The organism is Marichromatium gracile (assembly GCF_004343155.1).
Lineage (GTDB): Bacteria > Pseudomonadota > Gammaproteobacteria > Chromatiales > Chromatiaceae > Marichromatium > Marichromatium gracile.
On the sequence record NZ_SMDC01000008.1, the window covers coordinates 88,170 to 111,459 of the forward strand.

The 23,290-nt window shown below is 73.8% G+C and carries 10 protein-coding genes; 1 reads left to right on the forward strand and 9 read right to left on the reverse strand.

Annotated elements, in window-relative coordinates:
• Positions 1 to 13 precede the first annotated feature (13 nt).
• Positions 14 to 6,526: a non-ribosomal peptide synthetase gene (locus EDC29_RS12080; RefSeq protein WP_132230041.1), complete on the reverse strand. Its 6,513-nt coding sequence runs from the start codon at positions 6,524 to 6,526 to the stop codon at positions 14 to 16.
• Complete coding sequence (locus EDC29_RS12085; protein ID WP_132230043.1) at positions 6,523 to 9,501, reverse strand: salicylate synthase; 2,979 nt, start codon at positions 9,499 to 9,501, stop codon at positions 6,523 to 6,525. The genes EDC29_RS12080 and EDC29_RS12085 overlap by 4 nt, the downstream gene beginning before the upstream one ends.
• Before the next feature lie 209 nt (positions 9,502 to 9,710).
• Here EDC29_RS12085 and EDC29_RS12090 point away from each other — a divergent pair, with 209 nt between their 5' ends.
• On the forward strand, positions 9,711 to 10,451 hold the full coding sequence (locus tag EDC29_RS12090; protein ID WP_132230045.1) for a 4'-phosphopantetheinyl transferase family protein: 741 nt from the start codon (positions 9,711 to 9,713) through the stop codon (positions 10,449 to 10,451).
• Here EDC29_RS12090 and EDC29_RS12095 read toward each other — a convergent pair.
• The 7 genes from EDC29_RS12095 to EDC29_RS12125 form a co-directional block, all read right to left on the reverse strand.
• Positions 10,424 to 11,344: a helix-turn-helix domain-containing protein gene (locus tag EDC29_RS12095; RefSeq protein WP_123140925.1), complete on the reverse strand. Its 921-nt coding sequence runs from the start codon at positions 11,342 to 11,344 to the stop codon at positions 10,424 to 10,426. The genes EDC29_RS12090 and EDC29_RS12095 overlap by 28 nt on opposite strands.
• A 138-nt stretch (positions 11,345 to 11,482) precedes the next feature.
• Positions 11,483 to 12,190 carry a VOC family protein gene (locus EDC29_RS12100; protein ID WP_123140926.1) on the reverse strand — a complete coding sequence of 236 codons (708 nt, stop codon included), beginning with the start codon at positions 12,188 to 12,190 and terminating at the stop codon, positions 11,483 to 11,485.
• Complete coding sequence (locus EDC29_RS12105) at positions 12,187 to 13,281, reverse strand: Gfo/Idh/MocA family oxidoreductase (RefSeq protein ID WP_132230047.1); 1,095 nt, start codon at positions 13,279 to 13,281, stop codon at positions 12,187 to 12,189. Before EDC29_RS12105 ends, EDC29_RS12100 begins: the two co-directional genes overlap by 4 nt.
• Positions 13,278 to 15,362 carry a methyltransferase gene (locus EDC29_RS12110; RefSeq protein ID WP_132230049.1) on the reverse strand — a complete coding sequence of 695 codons (2,085 nt, stop codon included), beginning with the start codon at positions 15,360 to 15,362 and terminating at the stop codon, positions 13,278 to 13,280. The genes EDC29_RS12105 and EDC29_RS12110 overlap by 4 nt, the downstream gene beginning before the upstream one ends.
• Positions 15,359 to 16,462, reverse strand: coding sequence for a class I SAM-dependent methyltransferase (locus EDC29_RS12115; RefSeq protein ID WP_165913506.1), 1,104 nt, complete (start codon positions 16,460 to 16,462; stop codon positions 15,359 to 15,361). Before EDC29_RS12115 ends, EDC29_RS12110 begins: the two co-directional genes overlap by 4 nt.
• On the reverse strand, positions 16,459 to 17,568 hold the full coding sequence (locus EDC29_RS12120; RefSeq protein ID WP_165913507.1) for a saccharopine dehydrogenase NADP-binding domain-containing protein: 1,110 nt from the start codon (positions 17,566 to 17,568) through the stop codon (positions 16,459 to 16,461). The genes EDC29_RS12115 and EDC29_RS12120 overlap by 4 nt, the downstream gene beginning before the upstream one ends.
• Positions 17,565 to 23,039 carry a non-ribosomal peptide synthetase gene (locus EDC29_RS12125; protein WP_132230055.1) on the reverse strand — a complete coding sequence of 1,825 codons (5,475 nt, stop codon included), beginning with the start codon at positions 23,037 to 23,039 and terminating at the stop codon, positions 17,565 to 17,567. Before EDC29_RS12125 ends, EDC29_RS12120 begins: the two co-directional genes overlap by 4 nt.
• Between the last annotated feature and the right edge of the window lie 251 nt (positions 23,040 to 23,290).

Here is a 23,290-nt window from a genome sequence, read left to right on the forward strand (position 1 = left end):
GTGCCGCGTGGTCTCACAGCGCGCCCTCCTCGAAGACCGTCTGCTCCGTCCCCGGGTCGCCGGGCGAGACGGCGCCGAACTCGGCGATCCGCTCGGCGAACGCCGCCAGGGTGGAGGCGCCGAACAGCAGCCGCAGCGGCACCAGGGTGTGGGTGACGCCCTCGCGCCTGAGCCGCTCGACGGTGCGGGTGGCGCCGAGGCTGTCGCCACCGAGGAGGAAGAAGTCGTCCTCGCGGTGGATGTCGGCGCGCCCGAGGACCTCGGCCCAGATCGCGGCGAGGGCTTGTTCGAGCGGCCCCCGGGGCGGGGTGCGCGCGCCCGCGGCGTCGAGCGCGTCGAGCCGGGCGGCGAGCGCGCGGCGATCGACCTTGCCGTTGGCGCTGAGATCGAGCCGTTCGAGCGGCAGGATCGAGGTCGGGATCATGTACTCGGGCAGGCGCTGGGCGAGGCTCTCGCGCAGTGCCGCGAGCGCCTGCTCGGGCTGTACGCCGGGGGCGAGCACCACCGCCGCGCCGAGACGGGGCGGCTGCCCGAGGGTGAGGGCGCAGGCCTCGGTGACGGCGGGCGCGGCGGTGAGCGCGGTCTCGATCTCGCCGAGCTCGATACGGTGCCCGCGCACCTTGACCTGCTGATCGGCGCGACCGAGGAACTCCAGGAGCCCGTCGGGGTGATAGCGGCCGATGTCGCCGGTGCGATACCAGCGCGCCCCGGCGCGGGTGACGAAGCGCTCGGCGGTGCGCTCGGCATCGCCGCGATAGCCGCTGGCCAGTCCCGCCCCGCCGATCCACAGCTCGCCGGGGACCCAGTCGGGGCAGTCGCGTCCCTGGGCGTCGACCACGCGATAGCACTGATTGGGCAACGGTCGGCCATAGGGGATCGAGTTCCAGCCCGGGAGCGGCTCGGGCGCGGGCTCGAAGGCGTTCGACCAGATCGCCGCCTCCGTCGCCCCGCCCATCGCCACCATGCGGCAACCGCCGTCGGTGGCGGCGTCGAGCCGCGCCGGCAGGTCGCGGGCGATCCAGTCGCCCGAGACCAGCGCCAGGCGCAGCCCGAGCGGGTGCTCGTCCGTCCCGGCGAGGCTCAACAGCATCTCCAGCAGCACCGGCACCGAGTTCCACAGCGTCACCCGGTGGTGCGCGATCAGCGCGCGCCAGACGGCGGCATCGCGCCGCGCCGTCTCCGGCACGCAGACCAGCGCGCCGCCGACCTGCGAGGGGCCGAAGAGGTCGTAGACCGAGAGATCGAAGTCGAGCGCCGAGACCGCCAGCACCCGATCCTCCGGCCCGACGCCGTAGCGCTGGTTGATCGCATCGATGGTGTTGGCCGCGGCCAGATGGGTGACCTCCACCCCCTTGGGCTCGCCGGTCGAGCCGGAGGTGAAGATCACATAGGCCGGGCTGCTTGGCGCCACCGCGACCGGCGCGGGCAGCGGCGCGTGGGCTTGGGCCTGCGCGATCGTCTCGGCATCGAGCACCAGCCCGACCCCGGCGCGCTCGAGGATGCGTGCGCGTCGCGCCGACGGCTGCTCGACCCCGATCGGGACATAGCACCCCCCGGCGGCGAGCACCCCGAACACCGCCGCGACCTGGGCCGCGCCGCGCGGCAGCGACACCGCCACCGCCTCGCCCGGGGCGAGTCCGGCGGCGCGCAGCCAGCCGGCGATGCGCAGCGCCGCGGCGGCGAGTTCACCGTGGTCGATCACCCGCTCGCCGTCGAACAGCGCCGGGCGCCCGGGCTCGCGCCGTGCGGTGGCGAAGAGCCCGGCATGGAGCAGGCGCGGGGCGATGTCCTGCGCGGTGGCGCCGACCTCCTCGCGCATCCGCCGCTGCGGCTCGGGCAGGTCGAGCACGAGCGGGCGCGACCAGCCCGTCGGGTCCTCGGCCAGCCGCGCGAGCGTCGCGGTATAGGTCGCGAACATGGCATCGAGCATCCCCTCGGGGAACAGCGCCTCGACCGCGTCCCACTGCAACACCAGGGCGCCGTCCTGCTCGTAGAGCTGGTGGTCGAGCCACACCTGCGGGGTCTCCGAGCGCCCGCCGCCGACCAGCGCCGGGAAGTCGCGGGGCGGTGCGACACCGTGGCGCTCGGGCAGCCCCAGGGTGCTGGTGAAGACCACCGGCAGCGCCGCGCCGTCCGGCCCGAGCCGGGCGGTGCGCTCGCGCTGCAGCCAGATCGAGGAGCGCGCGCGGTGCTCCAGCACCTCGACCAGGGTCTCGCGCACCGCCCGCGCCCGGGTCGCCAGATCGCTCGCCGCCTCGGGCCGATAGGGCAGCGCCGCGAGACTGGTGAAGTCGCCGACCACGGCGTCGATGTCGGGGTGGACGCGCTGGCGATCGAACAGGGTCAGATTGAGGGTGTGCGACCCGCCGCCGCTCCAGCGCGAGAGCACCTCGGCGTAGACGGTGAGCAGCAGTACCGACGGGGTCACGCCGATCGCGCGCGCGCCGGACTCCAGCCGCGCCCAGACGGCCGGTTCGAGCCGCGCCTCGCGACGGCCGAACGCGACCCGCTCCAGCGACTCGGGCGCACGCGCCAGGGGCAGCGCCGGGGCCGGCGGCAGATCGTCGAGGCGCGCGCGCCAATAGGTCTCGGCGCGCGCCTCGGCCTCGGGCGCGGGACGGACCCCGAGCACATAGTCGCGGAACGAGACCCCGATCGGCGGCAGCTCGGTGTCGAGGTCGGCATAGAGCCGGGCGAGTTCGGCGAGCAGCAGCTTGACGCTGAAGCCGTCGACCAGCAGGTAGTCGATGCACAACCCGATCCGCGTCCGCTCGCCGTAGCGCACCGCGTGCAGCCAGTGTCCCGGCCAGCGTTGCACGGTCGGCGAGGGCGCGGCGTCCCAGGCCGCGTCGAGCACCGCCTGGGCGGTCGCCGGACCGGCCTCGTCGAGATGATCGACGGTGATCGTCACGCGCGGCACCGAGGGCAGGATGCGCTGTTCGCCGTCGGCCTCGACCGTGGCGCGCAGCATCTCGTGACGCTCGATCAACAGGTTCCAGGCCGCCTCCAGCCGCTCCAGGTCGACCCCGGCGCCGTCGAGCACGATCAGGTACCGGGTGCCGGTGCTCAGCGCCAGACCCTGGGTGCGACCGCGCCAGTAGGCGCGCTGGATCTCGGTGAGCGGGAAGGGCGCGTGACGCGCCGCGCGATCGGCCACCAGGGCACGGGCGGCGATCTGTTCGACCTGCTTGGCCGCGGCGGCGAAGTCCGCCAGCCGCGGGTGGGCGAAGAGATGGCGCAGCGGCTGCTCGATGGCGATGCCCCGGGGTTCGAGCTGCGCCACCACCCGGGTGGCCGAGAGGCTGTCGCCGCCGAGGAGGAAGAAGTCGTCCTCGCGGTGGATGTCGGCGCGCCCGAGGACCTCGGTCCAGATCGCGGCGAGGGCCTGTTCGAGCGGCCCCTGGGGCGGGGTGCGCACGCCCGCGGCGTCGAGCGCGTCGAGCCGGGCGGCGAGCGCGCGGCGATCGACCTTGCCGTTGGCGCTGAGATCGAGCCGTTCGAGCGGCAGGATCGAGGTCGGGATCATGTACTCGGGCAGGCGCTGGGCGAGGGTCTCGCGCAGTACTGCGAGCGCCTGCTCGGGTTGCACGCCGGGGGCGAGCACCACCGCCGCGCCGAGACGGGGCGGCTGCCCGAGGGTGAGGGCGCAGGCCTCGGTGACGTCGGGCGCGGCGGTGAGCGCGGTCTCGATCTCGCCGAGCTCGATACGGTGCCCGCGCACCTTGACCTGCTGATCGGCGCGCCCGAGGAACTCCAGGAGCCCGTCGGGGTGATAGCGGCCGATGTCGCCGGTGCGATACCAGCGCGCCCCGGCGCGGGTGACGAAGCGCTCGGCGGTGCGCTCGGCATCGCCGCGATAGCCGCTGGCCAGTCCCGCCCCGCCGATCCACAGCTCGCCGGGGACCCAGTCGGGGCAGTCGCGCCCCTGGGCGTCGACCACGCGATAGCACTGATTGGGCAGCGGTCGGCCATAGGGGATCGAGTTCCAGCCCGGGAGCGGCTCGGGCGCGGGCTCGAAGGCGTTCGACCAGATCGCCGCCTCCGTCGCCCCGCCCATCGCCACCATGCGGCAACCGCCGTCGGTGGCGGCGTCGAGCCGCGCCGGCAGGTCGCGGGCGATCCAGTCGCCCGAGACCAGCGCCAGGCGCAGCCCGAGCGGGTGCTCGTCCGTCCCGGCGAGGCTCAACAGCATCTCCAGCAGCACCGGCACCGAGTTCCACAGCGTCACCCGGTGGCGCGCGATCAGCGCGCGCCAGACGGCGGCATCGCGCCGCGCCGTCTCCGGCACGCAGACCAGCGCGCCGCCGACCTGCGAGGGGCCGAAGAGGTCGTAGACCGAGAGATCGAAGTCGAGCGCCGAGACCGCCAGCACCCGATCCTCCGGCCCGACGCCGTAGCGCTGGTTGATCGCATCGATGGTGTTGGCCGCGGCCAGATGGGTGACCTCCACCCCCTTGGGCTCGCCGGTCGAGCCGGAGGTGAAGATCACATAGGCCGGACCGCTCGGCGCCACCGCGACCGGCGCGGGCAGCGGCGCATGGGCCCGGGCCTGCGCGATCGTCTCGGCATCGAGCACCAGCCCGACCCCGGCGCGCTCGAGGATGCGCGCGCGTCGCGCCGACGGCTGCTCGACCCCGATCGGGACATAGCACCCCCCGGCGGCGAGCACCCCGAACACCGCCGCGACCTGGGCCGCGCCGCGCGGCAGCGACACCGCCACCGCCTCGCCCGGGGCGAGCCCGGCGGCGCGCAGCCAGCCGGCGATGCGCAGCGCCGCGGCGGCGAGTTCGCCGTGGTCGATCACCCGCTCGCCGTCGACCAGCGCCGGGCGCGCGGGCTCGCGGCGTGCGGTGGCGAAGAGTCCGGCGTGGAGCAGACGCGGGGGGAGCGCCAGCGCGGTGGCGTTGACCTCGCTGCGGACCCGACGCTGCGCCTCGGGAAGCGGCAGCATCGCCGGCTCGGACCAGGCCCGTTCGCTGCGCGCCAGACGCGTGAGCAGCTCGGTGTAGGCCGCGAACATGGCGTCGATCATGCCCTCGGGGAACAGCGCCTCGACCGCGTCCCAGGCGAGCAGCAGGGCGCCGTCCTGTTCGTAGACCTGATGGTCGAGCCACACCTGCGGGGTCTGCGAGATCATGTACTCGAACGCGCCGAGGGTTGCGCGGGTGTCGTCGTCGAGCAGCGGCGCGCCGAGGTTGCAGGCGAACACCACCGGGGCGGCGAAACCGTCGCCGCCACGCAGGTGGGCGAGGTCGCGCTGCACCCGCACGCCGCAATAGCCGGCGTGGGCCATGTCGGCATGGAACTGGCGCTGGACCGTCGCGGCGCGCGCGGCGAAGTCGTGCGGCGTGGCGCAGTCGACCTCGAGCAGCAGCAGGCTGGTGAAGTCGGCCACCGCCTCGGCCGCGCCGGGGAGGTCGTCGTGGCGGTCGAACAGCGGCAGGTTGAGCGAGAGCCTGGGCTCGGCGCTCCAGCGTGCGAGCACCTCGGCATAGGCGGTGGCGAGCACCAGCGCCGGGGTCAGACCGCGGGCCTGGGCGCGCTCGCTGAGGCGTCGCCAGTCGGCGACATCGAGCCAGTGCCGACGGCGGCGGAAGCGGGGTCGGTCGATCGTCTCCGGGGCCTGGCGCAGCGGCAGTTGCGGACCGGCGGGGAGGGTCGCGGCGCGTGCCCGCCAGTAGTCGCGATCGGCCTCACGGCGCGGCGCGGCGCGCGTCTCGACCGCCGCCAGATAGTCCGCGAAGCTCCACCCGGCGGGCGCCGCCGGGGGCGCGTCCGCGGCGTAGAGCCTGGCCAGATCGCGCAGCAGGATGCGCAGGCTCTCGACATCGGCCACCAGCAGGTCGAGGTCGAGATGGACCCGACCGCGACCCTCGGGCAACAGGCTCAGCGCAAGCCCCGCGACCTCGCCGCGCTCGACGGCGAGACGGCGGTGCGAGAGCGCCTCGCGGATCGTCTCCAGGCGTTGCGCGCGGCTCGCCGGGTCGAGCGTGCGCAGGTCGTGGACGGCGAGCGGCGCGCAGCCGCTCTGCGCCGCGATCCGCTGGCGTCCCTGGTCGTCGAAGCGCGCGCGCAGCATCGGGTGATGGGCGAGCAGGGCGCGCCAGGCGGCGTCGAGCCGCGCCGGGTCGAGCGCGTCGCCATCGAGTTCGAGATAGGCGTGACAGCCGACCCCGCCGAGCGGCTGGCCGTCCTGCCGACCGATCCAGTAGGCGTGCTGGACGTCGGTCAGCGCGAAGGGCGCGGCGGGGTCGTGCCGGGGCGCTGTCGGCGCCGGCGCTGTCGGCGCCGACGCGGCGCCGAGCAGCCCCTGCCAGGCGGCGAGCGTGGGGCGCTCGATCAGCTCGGCGAAGCCGATCTCGGCGCCGGCGCGACGCCACTGGCTGACCAGCCGCATCACGTGCAGCGAGTCGAGCCCGAGCGCGATCAGGTTGTCCTCGGCGGCGACCTCGGCGGCGGGCAGCGGCAGCAGCGCGCAGACCTGCTCGCGCACCGTCTCGGGGGCGATGGCGGCGCAGGTACTCATGACGCGCGGGCCTCCTCGGGCTGGTCGTTGGCGGCCAGCGCCGGGGCGAACAGGGTGGCGCAGACCCCGGCGAGCTTCTCGCGGGTCTCCTGCAGCTCGCGCTGCGGGGTGGAGAGTGCGATCAGCCCGGCACCGGCCTGCAACCACTGCCGGCCGTCCTGCTCGTAGAAGGCGCGCAGCACCAGCGCCGCGTCGAGGGTGCCGTCGCTGTCGACGGTGAGCACCGAGCCGCTGTAGAGCCCGCGCGGCTGTGTCTCGTGACGGCCGATGGCGTCGATCGCCTCGCGCTTGGGGATGCCCGAGGCGGTGACCGCCGGGAACAGCGACTGGAAGGCGTGCCAGGGGTTGGCGCCGGGGGCGAGCCGACCGCCGGCGCGCGAGCCGAGGTGCTGTACCGAGCCGCGTCGCGCCACCGACATCAGCTCCGAGACCTGGATGGTCCGCGGGTCGCAGACCGCCTCCAGCTCCTCGAACGAGAGCTTGACCGAGATGGCGTGCTCGGCGACCTCCTTGAGATCGGTGAGCAGCTCGGCGCGCAGCGCCGACTCCTCCTCCGGAGTCTCGCCGAGCGCGCGGGTACCGGCCAGCGGCTGGGTGCTCACCCAGCCCTCGGCCGAGACCTCGAGCACCGTCTCCGGGCTGAATCCGGCGGCGCGGAAGCCCGGCCACAGCAACAGGAAGGAGCGCGCCGGGGTGTTGTTGCGTCGCCCGGCGAGATAGCTGGTGATCGGGTCGATCGGCTCGGGGATGCCGACCCGGCGCGACAGGATCACCTTCTGGTACTGGCCGTCCTGGATCTCGGCCACCGCCGCGGCGACCATCTGCTGATAGGCCTCGCCGTGCTCGTGGGCGACCGGGGCCTGGACCGCGCGCACCGGCAGGTCGGGGGTCTCGGGTCGGTCGCTGTCGAGCCGTCCGAGGGTCTCGGCGAGGGCGTCGAGGTCCTGCTGCGAGAGCCCGCGCAGCAGCGCTTCGCCCTCGCGCAGCCGGATCTCGCGCGCGGGCACCACCAGTTGCAGCAGCTCGGTGCGGGTGTCCGCGTCGGGCAGGCCGTGGAAGCGTCGCGCAAGCTCGAAGCGGGCCATGCCGTAGGCGCGCCAGCCGCTGAAGGGCAGTGCCGCGAGCGCCGCCTCGACCGCGCTGGGGAAGTCCTCGAGCGGCCAGCTCCGCGTCTCCTCGTCGTAGCGGATACGCACCCGTTCGAGGTTGAGGTCGAGGCGTGCGGCGACGCCGATGCCCAGCGACCACTCGCCGTCGCGCTCGTAGAGCGTCAGGGTGTCGTCGAGCCCGGCCTGGGCGAGACGCGTGGCCAGTTGCAGCGGGTCGCCGACGATGCGCAGCCGGTGCTCGAGATAGGCGCGCGGCGCGGGGCGCTCGGTCGCCGGTTGCAAGCGCGTGCGCAGCGCCTGTTTGTCGATCTTGCCGATCGCCGTCAGCGGCCAGCCGTCGAGGTGCTCCAGACGGTCGGGCCACTTGTGACGGGGCAGATCGCGCGCGGCGAGAAAGCGGTGGAGCGCGGCGAGATCGAGTGTCGGGTCGTCGCCGAGCACGCAGGCGCAGGCGCTCTCGCCGAGTCGTGGATCGGGCAGCGCCACCAGCGCCGCCTCGCGGATCGCCGGGTGCTCGACGAGCAGGGCCTCGATCTCGGCGGCGGCGATCTTCTCCCCGGCGCGGTTGATCTGGTCCTTGATCCGTCCCTCGACGACGAGCGCGCCCTCGGCGGTGCGTCGCACCTTGTCGCCGGAGCGGTAATAGCCATCGCTGGTGAAGGCGATGCGGTTGTGGGCCTCGGCGCGATAGTAGCCACGGATGGTATAGGGGCCGCGCACCAGCAGCTCGCCGGCCTCGCCGGGGGCGACCTCGTGACCATTCGCGCCGACGATGCGGACATCGTCGTCGGCGCACATCGGTCGCCCCTGGGTGTGCAGCACGATGCTGTCGGGATCGTCGAGCCCGGTGAAGCAGAGCAGCCCCTCGGCCATGCCGAAGACCTGTTGCAGCGTGCAGCCGAGTTCGGGGCGGATGCGCGCGGCGGTCTCGGGCTCGAGTCGGGCGCCGCCGACCTGGAGCACCTGGAGGCTCGACAGGTCGGTGTCGTCCCACTCGCGCGCCTGCAGCCACAGCGGCACCAGCGCCGGGACCAGCGCGGTGTGGGTGACGCGCTCGCGGGCGATCAGCGGGAAGGTCTCGTCGAAGCCCGGGGTGCGGGCGAGCACCACCCGGCCGCCGGTGCAGAAGGTGCCGAGGATGCCGGGGCTGGCGAGCGGGAAGTTGTGGGCCACCGGCAGCGCGGCGAGATAGACGCTGTCGGCGTCGAGCCCGCTGATCTCGGCGGCGCGCCGGGCGTTGTAGGCGTAGTCGACATGGGTGCGCGGGATCAGCTTGGGCACGTCGGTGGTGCCGCCGGAGAGCAGCAGCAGCGCGATCGACTCGGGGTCGGGCCGGGGCAGGTCGAGGGGCTCGGCATCGAGCGCGGCGAAGGCCGTGTGCGGCCCGGCCTCGCCGACCACGACGATCTCCTGCAGGCTCGGCAGCCCGGCCTGGATGCGCTCGGCCAGGGCGCGATGATCGAAGCCGTGGAAGCGGTCCGGGACGACGCAGGCGACCGGCTCGGCCAGCGCGCCGAGCGCGGCCAGCTCGCGCTCGCGCAGCGCGGTCATCACCATGATCGGCACCGCGCCGAGGCGCAGCAGCGCCAGGGTGGTGAGCACCAGCGGCAGGTCGTTGGGCAGCTGTACCAGCACCCGGTCGCCGAGCGCGATGCCGCGCCCGTGCAGCGCCGCGGCGAGACGGTCGACACGGGCGTCGAGCGCGGCGTAGCTCAGGCGCGCGTCGCCGGCGATCAGCGCGGTGCGCTCGCCCTGGGCCACGGCCCAGCGGCGCAGTTGCTCGCCCAGGGTCAGCGGTTCCCAGTAGCCTTTGTCCCGATAGCTTTGCGCCGTCTCGGGCGGCCAGAACGCGAGGGTGTGGTCCATGGAGGGTCTCCGGGGTTGTCGGGCGAGAGAACGATGCGCCATCTGCACCGTGCAGGGACGGATGGCTGAAGGCTTATTTGATATCAATTATCATTTGCTATATCGGTGGCCGACTCCCCGGATCGGCAGCCGTGAACCCCGATCGGGATTCTTCCCGGCGGAGATCGGATCGGCGCTCCAGGCGCGATGTCGGATGGAGGATGACGTGAGTGTTGGATGGTGACTGGCGCGAGTGCCCCTGGTCCGGGGTCGAGTCGGTGCTGGCCGGCGGGCTGGATCGGCCCCTGGTGGTGATGGCGCCCCTGGCGCCGAGCGGCGAGGCGCTCGCGCCCTGGCTGTCGGCGGCGGAACGCGCGCGTTGCGCGCGCTATCGCCGGCCCGCCGACCGGCTGCGTTGCGCGAGCGCGCACGCGCTCAAGCGGCGGGTGCTGGCGGCGCTGCTCGGTGAGTCACCCGGGGCGTTGGCGCTGGTGTGCGAGGCCCACGGCAAGCCCGCGCTGGCGAGCGGCGCGCTCGCCTTCAACCTGTCGCACGCCGGCGACTGGGTGGCGCTCGCCTGCGACCCAAGTGGGGCGGTCGGGATCGATCTGGAGCAACCGGCAACGCGCCGCGGCGGTATCGCGGGGATCGCCATCGGCCACCCGGAGGATCGGCTGGTGCCGGCGCCGGTGTCGGCCGAGCAGGGCTTCTACACCGCCTGGACGCTGAAGGAGGCGATCGCCAAGGGCGTCGGTCTCGGGCTCGGGATCGAGTTCGCCGCACTGGCGCTTCGCCCCGAGGGCGACGGGCGCTATCGCTGTCGCTGGCGCGGGCGTTGCTGGCAGGCGCGCCACCGGTGTCTCGACAGCGGCGTGCATCTGGCGCTGGCCTGCGCGCGTCCCTGGACGCAGGTGGATTGGTGGCAACTGAGCTGGGACGCGGCTCAGTCGGCGCCGGCGTTGCCGAGATAGTGCTTGCGGGTCTCGCTCGGCAGCACCCCGAACTGCTTGCGGAAGGCGGCGCTGAAGTGGCTGATGTTGCTGTAGCCGAGCATCAGTGCGGTCTCGGTGACGCTGTGCTGGCGCAGCAGTTGGCGGGCACGGTCCATGCGATGTTGCTGGAAGAGGGCGTAGATGCTGGTGCCGAACAGCGCCTTGAAGCCCTGCTTGAGCTTGAGCTGGTTGAGCCCGGTGTCCTGGGCCAGCTCGGCGATGGTCGGCGGTTCGCTGAGGTTGCTGAGCAGACGCTCGCGCGCGGCGAGCAGACAACGGCGCTCGCGCAGCGGGGTGCGCGGATCGCGTTCGTCGGGGGTGAGCCCGTGCAGCAGCCAGCCGAGATACTCGAGCGCGGCGGCGTGCAGCAGCAGCGGCTCGGGTTGCTGGATACGCTGGGCGAGGCGGGTGGCGGCGGCGATGGTGCGGTTGCCGGGACGGCTGGCGCGCATCAGGAAGCCCTGCGCGATCGCCTCGCTGACCTGGCCGAAGTCCTCGCCGACGAGTTCGCCGAGCAGCTCGGGGCTGAGCGCCAGATCGATCTGCTGGTACTGGGCGCCGTAACGTACCGCGAAGCGTTCGTCCGGGGCGTAGCCGATGCAGCCCTCGCCGACCTTGGGGCAGAACACCCGATCGCGCACCCGCGCCTGCGAGGCCTCGCGTAACAGACAGGTGAAGTGCACCTGGTGGCTGGTGTTGACCACCACCGCCTGGGTCTCGCGCTGTCCGTTACCGCTGTAGAGCGCGGCGGTCATCCCCGGACAGACCTCGATCGACCAGCCCTGGACACCCGGCAGGGCCTCGTGGACCCGCGGTGCGGGTCTGGGCAGACGGTGCCCCGCCGCGGACGATGATTCCTGTAGACAAGACATTCCTCCCTCCTGAACGCAATGACCGCTGGCGTCGGTCGTGATGGGGCCGCCGACACGGGCAGCGCCCACGCGATCGCGGTGGACGGCGCGGGCACGACCCTGTTGGGGATGGGGGAGTATCGTAAACAAGAATTAATCTTATTTGCAATCCTGTTCGGCCGATGCCGCCCGGATTGTCGCGCCGTGCAGCAGCGCGGGGTCGAGCGTTTCGGTCAGGCCGGTGAGTTCGATCGTCCTGACCCCGCTGCTCGGCGCATCCTCGAGCACGATGGTCGGATCATCGCCGATGATGCGGCGGATCTCGGCATGACGCTCGACGGGCGCGCCCAGCCGTACCCGACTGAGACGGCTGGCGCCGTTGGCATGACGGATCGTCGCCGGGTGCTGGCGCGGCTGGTAGGGGCTGACCATGAAGGGCAGCGCCGGGTCGCGCGGATAGGCGAAGCTGAAGCGGGTCTCGCTTCCGTCGGCGCGACGTCGGCGCCAGCGTACCGCGCGACCGATCGGGATGCCGGCGGCGCACAGGGTCTTGCGGGTGGCGTCGAACAGCCCCGAGTCGGTGACCACGGCGAGGTCGCAGAAGCCCTCGCCGCGCGCGCTCCAGCCGATCATCCGCCGTCCCGCGCCACGCCCGGCGATCAGGTCGATCGGCCACTTGAACCAGCGGGCGTTGGCCGGGGTGGTGAGCAACTCGATCACCGGGCCGTCGCTGAACCAGACATGGGCGTGCTGCGCGCGCTCGCGCGGGGTGGCGTAGTCGACCTGGAAACCGAGCCGACGGTAGTCGTCGACGGCGCGGTGCAGGTCGTTCACCCGCACCAGGACATGACTGCAACGGGTCTTCATCGCGGCTCCTCGCAAGGCTCGCCCAGCAGCGTCTCCAGCGCCACGGGGCGGGGTGGATCGGGGCGGATCAGCTCGGGGACGCCGATCCGCGAGGCAAGCTCGCGCCAGGCGAGCGAGACGTCGAGCGCCCAGCGTCCGGCACGCGCGCGTCTGCCCGGCTCGGCGATGTCGGCGCGCAGCGCATCGAGCGCATGCACCACGGCATCGGGCCAGGTGTGGGCGAAGATGTGGTGGAAGGTCGGCGTCGGCAGACCGTCGATCAGGCTGGTGCTCGGGGTGTCGAGCCGCTCGGTGCCGGGACCGGCAAGGCGCAGCCGACCGCTGGCCTCGCGCGGCGCGTGCAGCCGCGCGTTCCACAGCACCGGGCCGTGGGTGTCGGCGAGGGTGAGCACGCCGCCCTCGCAGAACAGCGACACCCGGTGCATCAGCAACCCGTGGTTGTCCGGGTCCTCGGGGTGGACCTGATTGTGCACGCGCAGCGTCACCGGCACCCCGGCGAGTTCGGCATAGAGCTGTCGGAACGGCTGACCGGGCGGCGGCGGGCAGTCGGTGAACGACCAGGGCCGCAGCCCGCCGAGGGCGTGACCGATGAGGTCGAGCAAGGGGTAGCTGACCTGGCTGTTGCAGGCGGCGTCGACACAGAGGATGCGCTGCTGGGCGCGCAGCCGCGCGGCGGTGTCGATGAACTGTCGCACCGGCGCGAGGTTGGGGTAGAGGGTGTTGACCGCATAGGCGGCGTTGCCGGCGCGCGCGGCGCGCAGGCAGGCGGTGATCTCGGTGGCGTGCACCGGGTGCTCCTGGAGGACGTGCACGCCACGGGCGAGCAGCCGCTGGGCGATCTCCGCGCCCGGCCCGCCGGTCGCCCCCGAGGGCACCACCACGCAGACGATGGCGACATCCCCGGGGATCTGCTCGGGATCGGTGTAGCAGGGCACGCCGAGCTCGCCGGCGAGCGCCCGCGAGTAGTCGCTGCCGCGGACGAGGATGCCGGCGAGGGTGTAGCGCTCGGGCGCCGAGCGCACCGCATCGAGATAGACACGACCGAAGCCGGTGCCGGCGACCACGACCTTGGCGGGGTGGCTGGTGCTCATGCGTGGGCCTCCGTCTCGATCGCGGTCTCTCGCGCCAGCCGCGCGCGGTCGATCGCGCCCGAGGGCGTGCGCGGCAGGTGTGCGACCAGCGTCAGATCGCAGGGTGCGGAGAGTCGTGCGGCCAGGGTCGCGGCGCTCGCTGGTGCCACTGGCCGGCGGGTGGCGAACACCCGATGACCGAGCCGATCGAGCGGGTGATCGGGACCGGGCAGCTCGCGCACCCGCTCGAGCCCGGCGCCGTCGAGCACCGCGCGCCACTGCGCCAGATCGAGGAAGGTGGCGCGCGCGTCGGCGCGCGCGTCGCTCGCCTCGCTGAGCATCAGCGCCTGCGAGGCCATCACCCAATACTCCTCGCGGGTCGGCTCGGAGAGCAGCAGCCAGCCGCCGGGGGCCAGCAGCTCGCCGAGCCAGCGCACCGAGGCGTCGGTGTCGCGCGCGGCGTTGAGCACCCCGCCGGCGAGGATCAGGTCGAAGCGCGCCGCGGCCAGCCCCTGCTCGGCGGGGTCGCGGTCGATGTCGTGCAGGCCGCGCCGCACCCAGGGATAGGGCGCGAGCAGGGGGGCGGCACGATCGAGGAAGAAGGCGGAGACGTCGGTGAAGCGATAGTCGACCGCGTACCCGGCGAGCGCCGGCAACACCTGCTCCGTGGTCGCGCCGGTGCCGGCGCCGACCTCGAGCACCCGCAGCGCCCGCCCGCGCGGGTGTGCGGCGGCGATGCACGCTGCCAGCTCGGCCATGGCGCGGTGCTGGTAGCGACCGACGACCGACTCGCGATAGAGCGCGGCGGCGCGCTCGGTGCGCCCCTCGGGGAAGAGCAGGTGCACCGCCCGGTGCTCGTCGCGCAGCAGCGCCGGCAGGCGCGCGGCGTTGTCGCGGGCGTAGACGATGGTCTCGGCGCTGCCGAGACAGTCGCGCCACGCCTCCTCGATCGCCGTCCAGGCGGTGGCGAGCGCCGCATCGTCGTAGGCGCTCGGCGGGCGGGTCGAGCGCAGCGCGCCTGTGGCCTCGGCGGCCAGCAGCCCTTCTGCGCGCAACACCTCGAGCCAGCGCCCGACCAGGGCGCGATGGGCGGGGGCGACCCCGGCCCGGCGCAGCACCTCGCCGGGGGCGTGGGTCGTCTCGGAATCGGTGAACAGACCGCCGCGCCAGAGTGCGTTGAGCATCGAGTCGAGGGCGATCCGGGCGAGCCGCTCGGTGAGCGCGACGGCGTGATCGAGGTCGTCGGCGGTCATGCCGATGTCGATCGCCCGGTCCTCGGGCAGGGTCGGGAGGGCGGTGCGCGCCGGGGCGGGGACCGCGACCAGTCGCGGTGTCGTCCCCGGGCGCTCGAGTGCGACCGCCTCGGCCAGCTCGGGCAGGGCGCGCGCCTCAGCCTCCAGTCGCGCCGTCGGGGTGGCGATCGTCCAGCCATCGCCGGTCTCGACCAGTGACATGCAGTCGACGCCGAGCTGCTGTGACGGCATTTTCTGGCCGGGGTCGAGAAGCGGGCAGAACAGCCGTTCGAGGGCATCGAGATCGGCCAGCGCGGCGGCCGGGTGGGCCGTCAGCGCGTCGAGCCGGGTCGGCGCGATCAGCGCCTGATCGACCCGGTCGCGCTCGAGCAGTCCGAGCGCGCGTGCCGGGGCACAGTCGGCTGGCAGCAACAGTACGCAGCCGCCCTGCTGCCAGCAGGCGAGCGCGGCGGTGAGGGCGAGCGCCGCGGGCGTCTCCTGGAGCGCGAGCATGCGCGGTGCGCCGAACCAGGGGCCGGGGTGCGTGATCGCGGTGTCCGGCGGCGCTGTCTGCAGCGGCTCGATCCCGGCGAGATCGGCCGGGTCCGGGGGCGGCGGCGCCTGGCGATCGAGTCGCAGCTCGGCGCCGAGCTGCAGACAGGCGAGCCCTGCCTGCAGGGTCAGCGCCGGGTCGTCGGGACGCCAGTGGAGATGCCGACCGGCGCCGAGTCCGTCGGCGGCGAGCCGCGCGGCCAGCCGCGCGGCGTGTTCGAGCAGCGCGGCGCCGCTCCAGACGTGACCGTCGACGATCAGGCGCGGCGAGGTGGCGGCGGCTTCGAGCGCCGCGAACAGGGTGGATGAGCGGATCATGCGGACTCCTCGGGGGCCTGCGCGATGAACAGCCGCTGACCGGCCAGGGCCAGCGGGTCGTCCTCCTCGGGCAGGATGGAATGGATCGCCAGCCCGGCGCCTTCGAGCGCGCGGCGCCAGCCGGCGGTGTCGAGGAACACCCGTCCCTCGCGTGCACGCTCGTCGCCGCTGCCGGGGCGCGGCGCGCCGGGTGCGGGCGAGAGCAGGAACTGCATGGCGCCGAGCGTCGCCGCGCTGTCGTCGACCGACTCGCTGAACACCAGCCAGCCGCCGGGGGCGAGCAGGGTGCGGATGTGGGTGAGGGCGCGTACCGCGTCGACGGCGTTGTGGAGCACGTTGGTGGCCAGCACCAGCGCCGCCGAGCCGGGCGCGCGGCCCTGCTCGCGCGGGTCGCGGTCGATGTCGAGCAGCGCGGTGTCGACGCCGTGACGGCGCTCCGCGGCCAGCGTGAACAGGCGCGAGACGTCGGTGAACAGATAATCCGGCGGCAGTGCGCCGAGGCGCGCGCGCACCGCCTCGGTGGTGTGTCCCAGCCCGGCGCCGAGTTCGACCACCCGGCGTGGTCGCAGCGCCACCAGCTCGGCGCAGACGGCGTTGAGCGCGGCGGTGAAGTGGTTGCGCTGATAGGCGCCGAGGTCGGCGAGATCGCCGCCGTTGCGAAACACCAGCTCGGGCAGGCCGGTGCGGTCGCGGGCGAGGTCGACGAGATGGCCGAGCGCGAGCCGGTGCAGCCCAGCCATCCCCGGCGGGAAGCCGAGCGCGGCATAGGCCGCGTCGAGCGCCTCGGTGGCGACCTCGGGCGCTGTCTCGGCGGCGCGGCGATAGCCCGCTCCGTCGCGCACGATCAGGCCGCGCGCGGCGAGCACGGCGAGCCAGCGACCGATCAGCCAGACGTGACGCGGCGCGGCGCCGAGCGCGGCGGCGACCGCGGCGGCATCGCGCCCGGTCTCGGCGACGAGCGCGCGCTGCTCGATCAGCACCCGCAGGATCGCCGCAAGGCTGATCACCTCGAGCCGTGCCAGCGCCGCGGCCAGGGCCTCGGGCGCGGCGGGACGGGGCATGGCGTCGATCAGCCGTTGCTGACTCGGCAACAGGGTCACAGCGCGCCCTCCTCGATGACGGCGAGGTCCTCGACCCCGCCGTCGAGCCATTGCGGCGGCTCGATCGCGCGCTGTGCGCGCAGCCCCGCGAGCATCGCCTCGGGGTCGAGCGCGAGCGCGGCGAAGCCCGCGCCGGGGGTGAGCGCGCCGGCAACGACCGCCTGGGCGGCGAGGGCGATCAGGGTGCCGCTGACGGTCGCGTTGCCGACGCCGTCGACCAGGGCGCAGCGGGTCAGCGCCCGTCCCGCCGGGTCGCGTCCGGCGAGTTCCACCAGCAGCTGGATGCGCGGGCGACGCCCGAGCAGGTCGAGCGCGCTGGCGCGTTCGAGCGCCGCGCGTGCCGCCTCCGGCTCCAGCGCGGGGGCGCGGTCGAAGGCGTCGAGCACCTGGGGCGCGCTGACCACGCTGAACCAGTCGCCGTGCTCCAGCCCGAGCGCCCCGGCGAGCGCCATCGCCTCCTGATCGAGATAGGGCAGCAGCGTCGCCGGGGCGTCGAAGAAGGGCAGCTCGACCGCGCTGCGCCGCGCCAGCGCGCCGCCGCGCGGTCCCGAGCGCCAGGCCGCCAGCGGCAGGCAGCCGGCGTCGGTGGCGTGGAGGAAATCGGTCGCGGCGGTGGCGGTGAAGCGGTCGAACACCCGCAGATAGCTGCGCAACCGGGTGACGCGCGCAAACCCCCGCCCCGCCAGCCAGCGTGGCAGCAGCCCGGTCAACCCCGGCTGGAGCCCGGCGCCGAGCAGCGCGGTGCGCGCCGGGGCGCGCTCGAACAGCGCGGCGATCCCCGGCTCGGCGCTGGCGTCGACCAGATCGACCCCGGCGGCGATGGCGGCGAGCGCGGCAGGGCGGCTGGTGTCGCGGGCCGGACCGGCGCAGTTGACCAGCACCCCGCAGTCGGCGGCGAAGGCCAGCGCCGAGGCCGGTTCGGTGAGATCGACCGCGCGGGTCTCGATGCGCGCCCCCGGCGCCCGTCGGCGCAGCTCGGCGGCCAGCGTCTCGGCGCGGCGCCGATCGCGTGCGCCGAGACGCAGGGTGTCGAGTCCGCCATCGAGCAGGACGCGGGCGGCGACGCCACCGAGTTCGCCGCTGGCGCCGAGCAGTCCGACCCTCACTGTTGCGCTCCGAGCGCGGCGCCGAGATGGTCGAGCACCTGCTCGACGTGCGGCGGCTCGATCACGCTGAAGTGGTTGCCGGCGACGTCGATCAGCCGGAACTCGCCGAGGCAGACCTCCTGCCAGAAGGGCGCGGCGAGATGCCCGACCCCGGCGGCGATGCCGAACGACTGCTGCTCGCGGCAGCGCAGGAAGGTCATGTCGCCGACATAGGGCGGCGGGTCGAAGCGCGCCGCGCGCATGCTGTGACGGCACACCCGGAAGAGTGCCGGGACCAGCTCGGGGCCGACCGGCAGCCCGGCCTGGGCGGCGGCGGCGCTGGCATAGCCGGCGAGCCGGGTCTCCTGGTCGATCGCCTCGCGGGCACGCACCGCCGCGGCCACCGCCTCCAGTCCGGGGTCGCCGGAGAGCGCGGCCATCGCCCCGGCCGGGACCCGGCGCTCGGGGTTGTCGGTGAGCCGGGCGATGGCGCGATGGAGCTGCTCGGGCTCGACCTGCTCGCCGAACACCGCCGCCACCGGATCGAGGTTGAGGTTGGGGACGAAGATCGCCTCGAAGGCCAGCTCCTCGTCGGTGTCGATGAACATCGGGATGCTGTCGACCAGGGTGAGGTCGACCACCTCCAGGCCCTGCTCGAAGAGCCGTCGCGCGGTCTCGGTGGCGAGCAGCCCGCCGAGGCAGTAGCCGACGAGCTGGAAGCGGGTGTGGCCGGTGGCGCGCAGCCGCGCGGCGTAATCGGCGGCGACGGTCTCGATCAGCGCCGGGGTGTCGATGGCCAGATAGCGCTCGACGTCGGCGACGGCGATGCCGACCACCGGCCCGAGCCGCTGGGCGGCGAGCCCGCGCCCGAGATGCTGGAAGTAGTCGAGGGTGCCGAGCGCGGCGTGGAACATCACCCGCAGCGGACCCGTATCACCACCGCCGAAGGACACCAGCCGGGCGTTGCTCTCGGCGCTCGCCGCCGCGCGGTCCGGCTGCGCCACCGGCGCCGCGGCCGGCTCGGCCTCGGGGCTGGCGCGCAGCGCGGCGGCGAGCGCGGCCACCGTCGGCTCGTTGAGCATCTGACGCAGCAGGGTGTCGTAGGCGAAGGGCGCGGCGGCGTCGACCTCCTCGCGCAGCCGTCCGGCGACCCGGGCGAGGATCAGCGAGTCGGCGCCGCGATCGTAGACGTTCTCCTCGGGGGCGATCCGCTCGATCCCCAGGGCATCGGCCCAGATCGCGCAGAGTTCGGTCTCGAGCGGGTCCGGCGCGCGCGCGTCGCTCGCGGCGTGCTCGTCGCCGTCGGTCAGCGGTGCCGGGCGCAGTCCGGCGAGGCGCTTGCGGTCGATCTTGCCGGTGGCGCTGAGCGGCAGACGGTCGAGGATCTGCAGGTGCGCGGGGCGCATCGGCGCCGGCAGTCGCTGGGCGAGGGTGGCGGCGAGGTCGTCGAGGTCGAGGGCGCGGCGCTCGCGCTTGAAGCGCGCGGCGAACACCGCCATGCCGCGGCAGGCGAGGGGGTGGGCCGCCTCGGGCAGCTCCACGGCGAGTGCGCCGCCGCGCGACTCGATCAGCGCGCGCCAGCGCTCGCGGGAGAGGAAGCGTCCGGCGCCGTCGTCCCGCGGGCTCATCATGAAGCCCTGGGTGAGCATCACGTGGGCCAGCTCTTCGGTCGGCTCGGTGAATACCAGCCAGCCGCCCGGGGCGAGCAGTTCGACGATGGCATCGAGCGCGCGCTCGGGGTCGGCGACGCTGTTGAGCATGCCGGCGCAGAGGATCAGGTCGGCGCCGTTGGGCGCCAGCCCCTGGGCGCGGAGATCGCCGTCGAGGTCGAAGCGGGCGAAGCGCATCCCCGCGCGCTCGCCCCAGCGCCGCCGGGCCTCGCCGAGGAAGAAGGGGCTGATGTCGGTGAACAGATAGTCGACCGGGTAGCCCTCGAGCAGCGCCAGCACCTCGGCGGTGGTGGCGCCGGTGCCGGCGCCGAGTTCGAGGATGCGCAGCGGATGGCGCTCGTCGTGCCCGGTGACGACGCGGTTGATCAGTGCGGCGGCGGCCTGGTTGTTGTAGCGCGCGGCGAGGTCGTCGCGATAGATCGCCAGCGCGGTCTCCTGTCGCCCCTCGGGGAAGAGCAGGGCGAAGGGATCGGCGCGGTCCTCGAGCAGCGCCTGGAGCCGCTCGACATGGGCGAGGTGATAGTCGATGAAGGCCGAGGAGAAGACCGCGCCGTGGTGTTCGCGCAGTCGTGTCCAGGCCGCCGGTGCGGCATCGGCGCAGAAGGGGCGCGCGAGGCGGTAGCGCTCGGCGTCCTGAGCGCGTTCGAGCCAGCCACCGCGTTCGAGCAGGTCGAGCCAGCGGCGCGTCAGCCAGTGGTGACGCGGGGCGATGGCGGCGCGCTCGAGGATCTCGTCGAAGGCGTGCCAGCTCTCGGTGTCGGCGAACAGCCCCCGGGCGGCGAGGGCGGCGAGCATCGACTGACGCGCCGCCGCCTCGAGTTCGGCGCTGGCCTCGTCGAGTCGCGGTGGGGGCGCGCACTGACGCTCGGCGAAGCGGGCCACGGCGCGGCGCAGCGGCTCGGGATCGTCCTCGGGGGGACGCTCGACGGCGGCGCACTCGACGAAGCCGAGCAGCGCGCGCTCGCCCGCGCCGGGGGCGCTGATCACCGCCGCGGCGGCGCCGACGTCGGGATGGGCGAGCAGCGCGCTCTCGACCTCGCCGAGTTCGATGCGATGACCGCGCAGCTTCACCTGACCGTCCTCGCGACCGAGGAACTCGACCTCGCCGCCGGGGCGGTAACGCGCCAGGTCGCCGGTGCGATAGAGCCGCTGGCCGTCGCGCGGGTGGGTGATGAAGCGCGCCGCGGTCAGCTCGGCATCGCCGAGATAGCCCCGGGCGAGCCCGGCGCCGCCGAGATAGAGTTCACCCCGGGTCCACACCGGGACGTCGCGCAGCTCGGCGTCGAGCACCCGCAGCCCCTGGTTGGCCAGTGGTCGACCGTAGGGGATGCTGGTCCAGTCGGGGTCGACCCGGGTGATGCGGTGATAGTTCGACCAGATCGCCGCCTCGGTGGCGCCGCCGAGCGAGACCAGCGCCAGATCGGGCAGCAGCCGGGCGAGCTGCTCGGGCAGGGTGATCGGGATCCAGTCGCCGGAGAGCAGCGCCAGACGCAGCGAGGGCAGGGCGCGCGGCTCGCTCTCCAGGTAGCCGGCGAGCATCTGCAACTGGGCCGGGACCGAGTTCCACAGGGTCAGCGCGTGGCGGGCGATCAGCTCGGCCCAGTGCGAGGGGTCGGCGCCGCGCGCCGGGTCGGGCAGCACCAGGGTGGCGCCGAGTCCGAGGGTGCCGAAGAGGTCGTAGACCGAGAGATCGAAGCCGAGCTGGGCGAGCCCGAGCACCCGCGCCCCGGCGTCGACGCCGAAGCGGCGGTTGATGTCGTCGATGGTGTTGCAGGCGGCGCGGTGACTGATCATCACCCCCTTGGGCTCGCCGGTCGAGCCGGAGGTGTGGATCACGTAGGCGAGCGCGTCGGGGTCGCCGGCGGGACACACCGGCACCTCGGCGGCGGGCGCCAGGGTGTCGACGGCGATCTCCGTGCAACCGCTGTCGAGCGCGAGCCAGGACTGGGTGAGCACCAGTCGGACATCGGCGCGCTCGATGATCCGCGCCCGGCGCAGCGCCGGCTGGGTGATGTCGATCGGCACATAGACGGCGCCGGCGAGCAGGGCGCCGAGCACCGCGACGACCTGCTCGCGCCCCTTCTCCATCACCACCGCGACCCGCTCGCCCGGTCGACAACCGGCCGCGCGCAGCGCCTCGGCGACGGCGCCGGCGGCGCGCGTCAGGGTGGCGTAGTCGAGCGTGCCGCGGGCGTCGATCAGCGCCCTCGCCCCGGGTTGCTCGGCGGCGCGCTCGAACACCGCCTGGTGGAGCAGCCGCTCGGGCAGCGCGGCGGCGGTGTCGTTGACCGCGCGGCGCTCCTGGCGCTGCCATTCGGGCAGCGCCACCGGGTCGTGGTCGCGCCAGCGCGCCGGCTCGGTGGCGAGCGCGCGCAGCAGGCTGGTGAAGGCGGTGAACATGTCCTCGACCATGCCCTCGGGGAAGACGCCCTGGCGCACGTCCCAGTTGATCTCCAGCCCGTCGTGATCGTCCATCACCTGGCAGTCGAGCAGCACCTGCGGGGTCTGGGTGAGCCCGCGCAGGGTGCGCCGACCGCTGCGCGGCGGCTCGCCCCGGCCGAGCCCGATGGCGCTGGTGAAGACCACCGGCATCAGCGCCGCCTCGCGGCCGCGTCGGCGGGTGATCTCGCGCAGCACCTCGACGCCGGAGAACAGCCGGTGGTCGAGATCGGCGAACAGCCGCTCGCCGATCGCCGCGGCCCAGTCGTCGAACGCGCGTCCGTCGAGCGGTGCGATCTCGAGCAGGCTCACCGAGGTGAAGTCGCCGATCAGCCGCTCGACCTGCGGGTGCAGCGGCAGCCGGTTGAGCAGGGTGAGATTGAGGGAGAAGGCCTGGTGTCGGCTCCAGCGCTGGAGCACGGCGGCGTAGGCGGCGAGCACCGGGATGGTGGCGGTGGTGCCGTGTTCGGCGGCGCGGGCGCGCAGCCGCTCCCAGGTCGTCGCATCGAGCCGGGCGTGATGACGGGCGAAGCGCGCCGGACCCTCGCCGCTGTCGTGCCGGAGCGGCAGCTCGGGGGCCGGCGGCAGGGCGTCGACGCGCGCCATCCAGTACTGACGGTCGCGTTGATAGCGGGCGCTCTCGCGCATCCGTCGCTCGGCGACGAGATAGTCGCGGAAGCCGATCTCGAGCGCGGGCAGCGCCTCGCCCTCGCCGGCGAGGATGCGGTCGAGCTCGTCGAAGAGGATGCCGGCGCTGGCCCAGTCGGCGATCAGCGAGTCGAGCGAGACGTGGAGGATCTCGCCGGCCTCGGTGCGGCTCAGGCGCAGCTCGAACAGCGGCCAGCGGGTGGTCTCGTAGAGACGGTGATCGAGCGCGGCGCGGGTCTCGGCGAGGGCGTGCTTGCGCGCGGCGGTGTCGAGCGCGCGCAGGTCGTCGACCCGGAGCGCGTAGTGCGCCACGGTCTCGAGCACCCGCTGGGTGCCCTCGGGGGCGATCACCGCACGCAGCATCGGGTGACGTGCGATCAGTTGGTTCCAGGCCGTCTCGAAGCACGCCGGGTCCTCGACCCTGGGGTAGAGCACCTCGAGATAGCCGTGACAGGCCACGCCGCCGTAACCGAAGGAGTCGTGACGGCCGAGCAGATAGGCCGTCTGTACGTCGGTCAGGCCGAAGGGCGCGTGGGCCTGCGCCGGGTCGGCGTCGACCTTGACCGTGGCCGGCTCGGCAAGCAGGGCGAGGAGGTCGTCGCGGTGCGCGCGCAGGTGCGCCATGCGCTCCTCGGTGAGCACGCCGCTGGGGGCACGAAAGCGCAGCTTGCCGTCCTCGGCCCAGAGCGCGACCCCGAGGGTCTCCAGTTCGGTCATCAACTCGGTGGCTTGCATGGTGGTGAATCCGCTCCTGTGATCCGGGCTCCGGGGACGCGCCGGCGATCTACTTAAGAATGTGTTCGAGAATCATTATTGTTTGAGGTTAAAGGCCCGTTGCAGAACGCCGCTCACCGCAACGGGACGGCCTCTGCCCGAATCGGGATTCTCTGTGGCGCGGACGGGAAAACTTCAGATCGGGTCAGCGTGCGACCCTATGCGGGGAGCGTCGGGGCGGGGCGACTCATAGGCTGGGGGCCTCCCCGAAA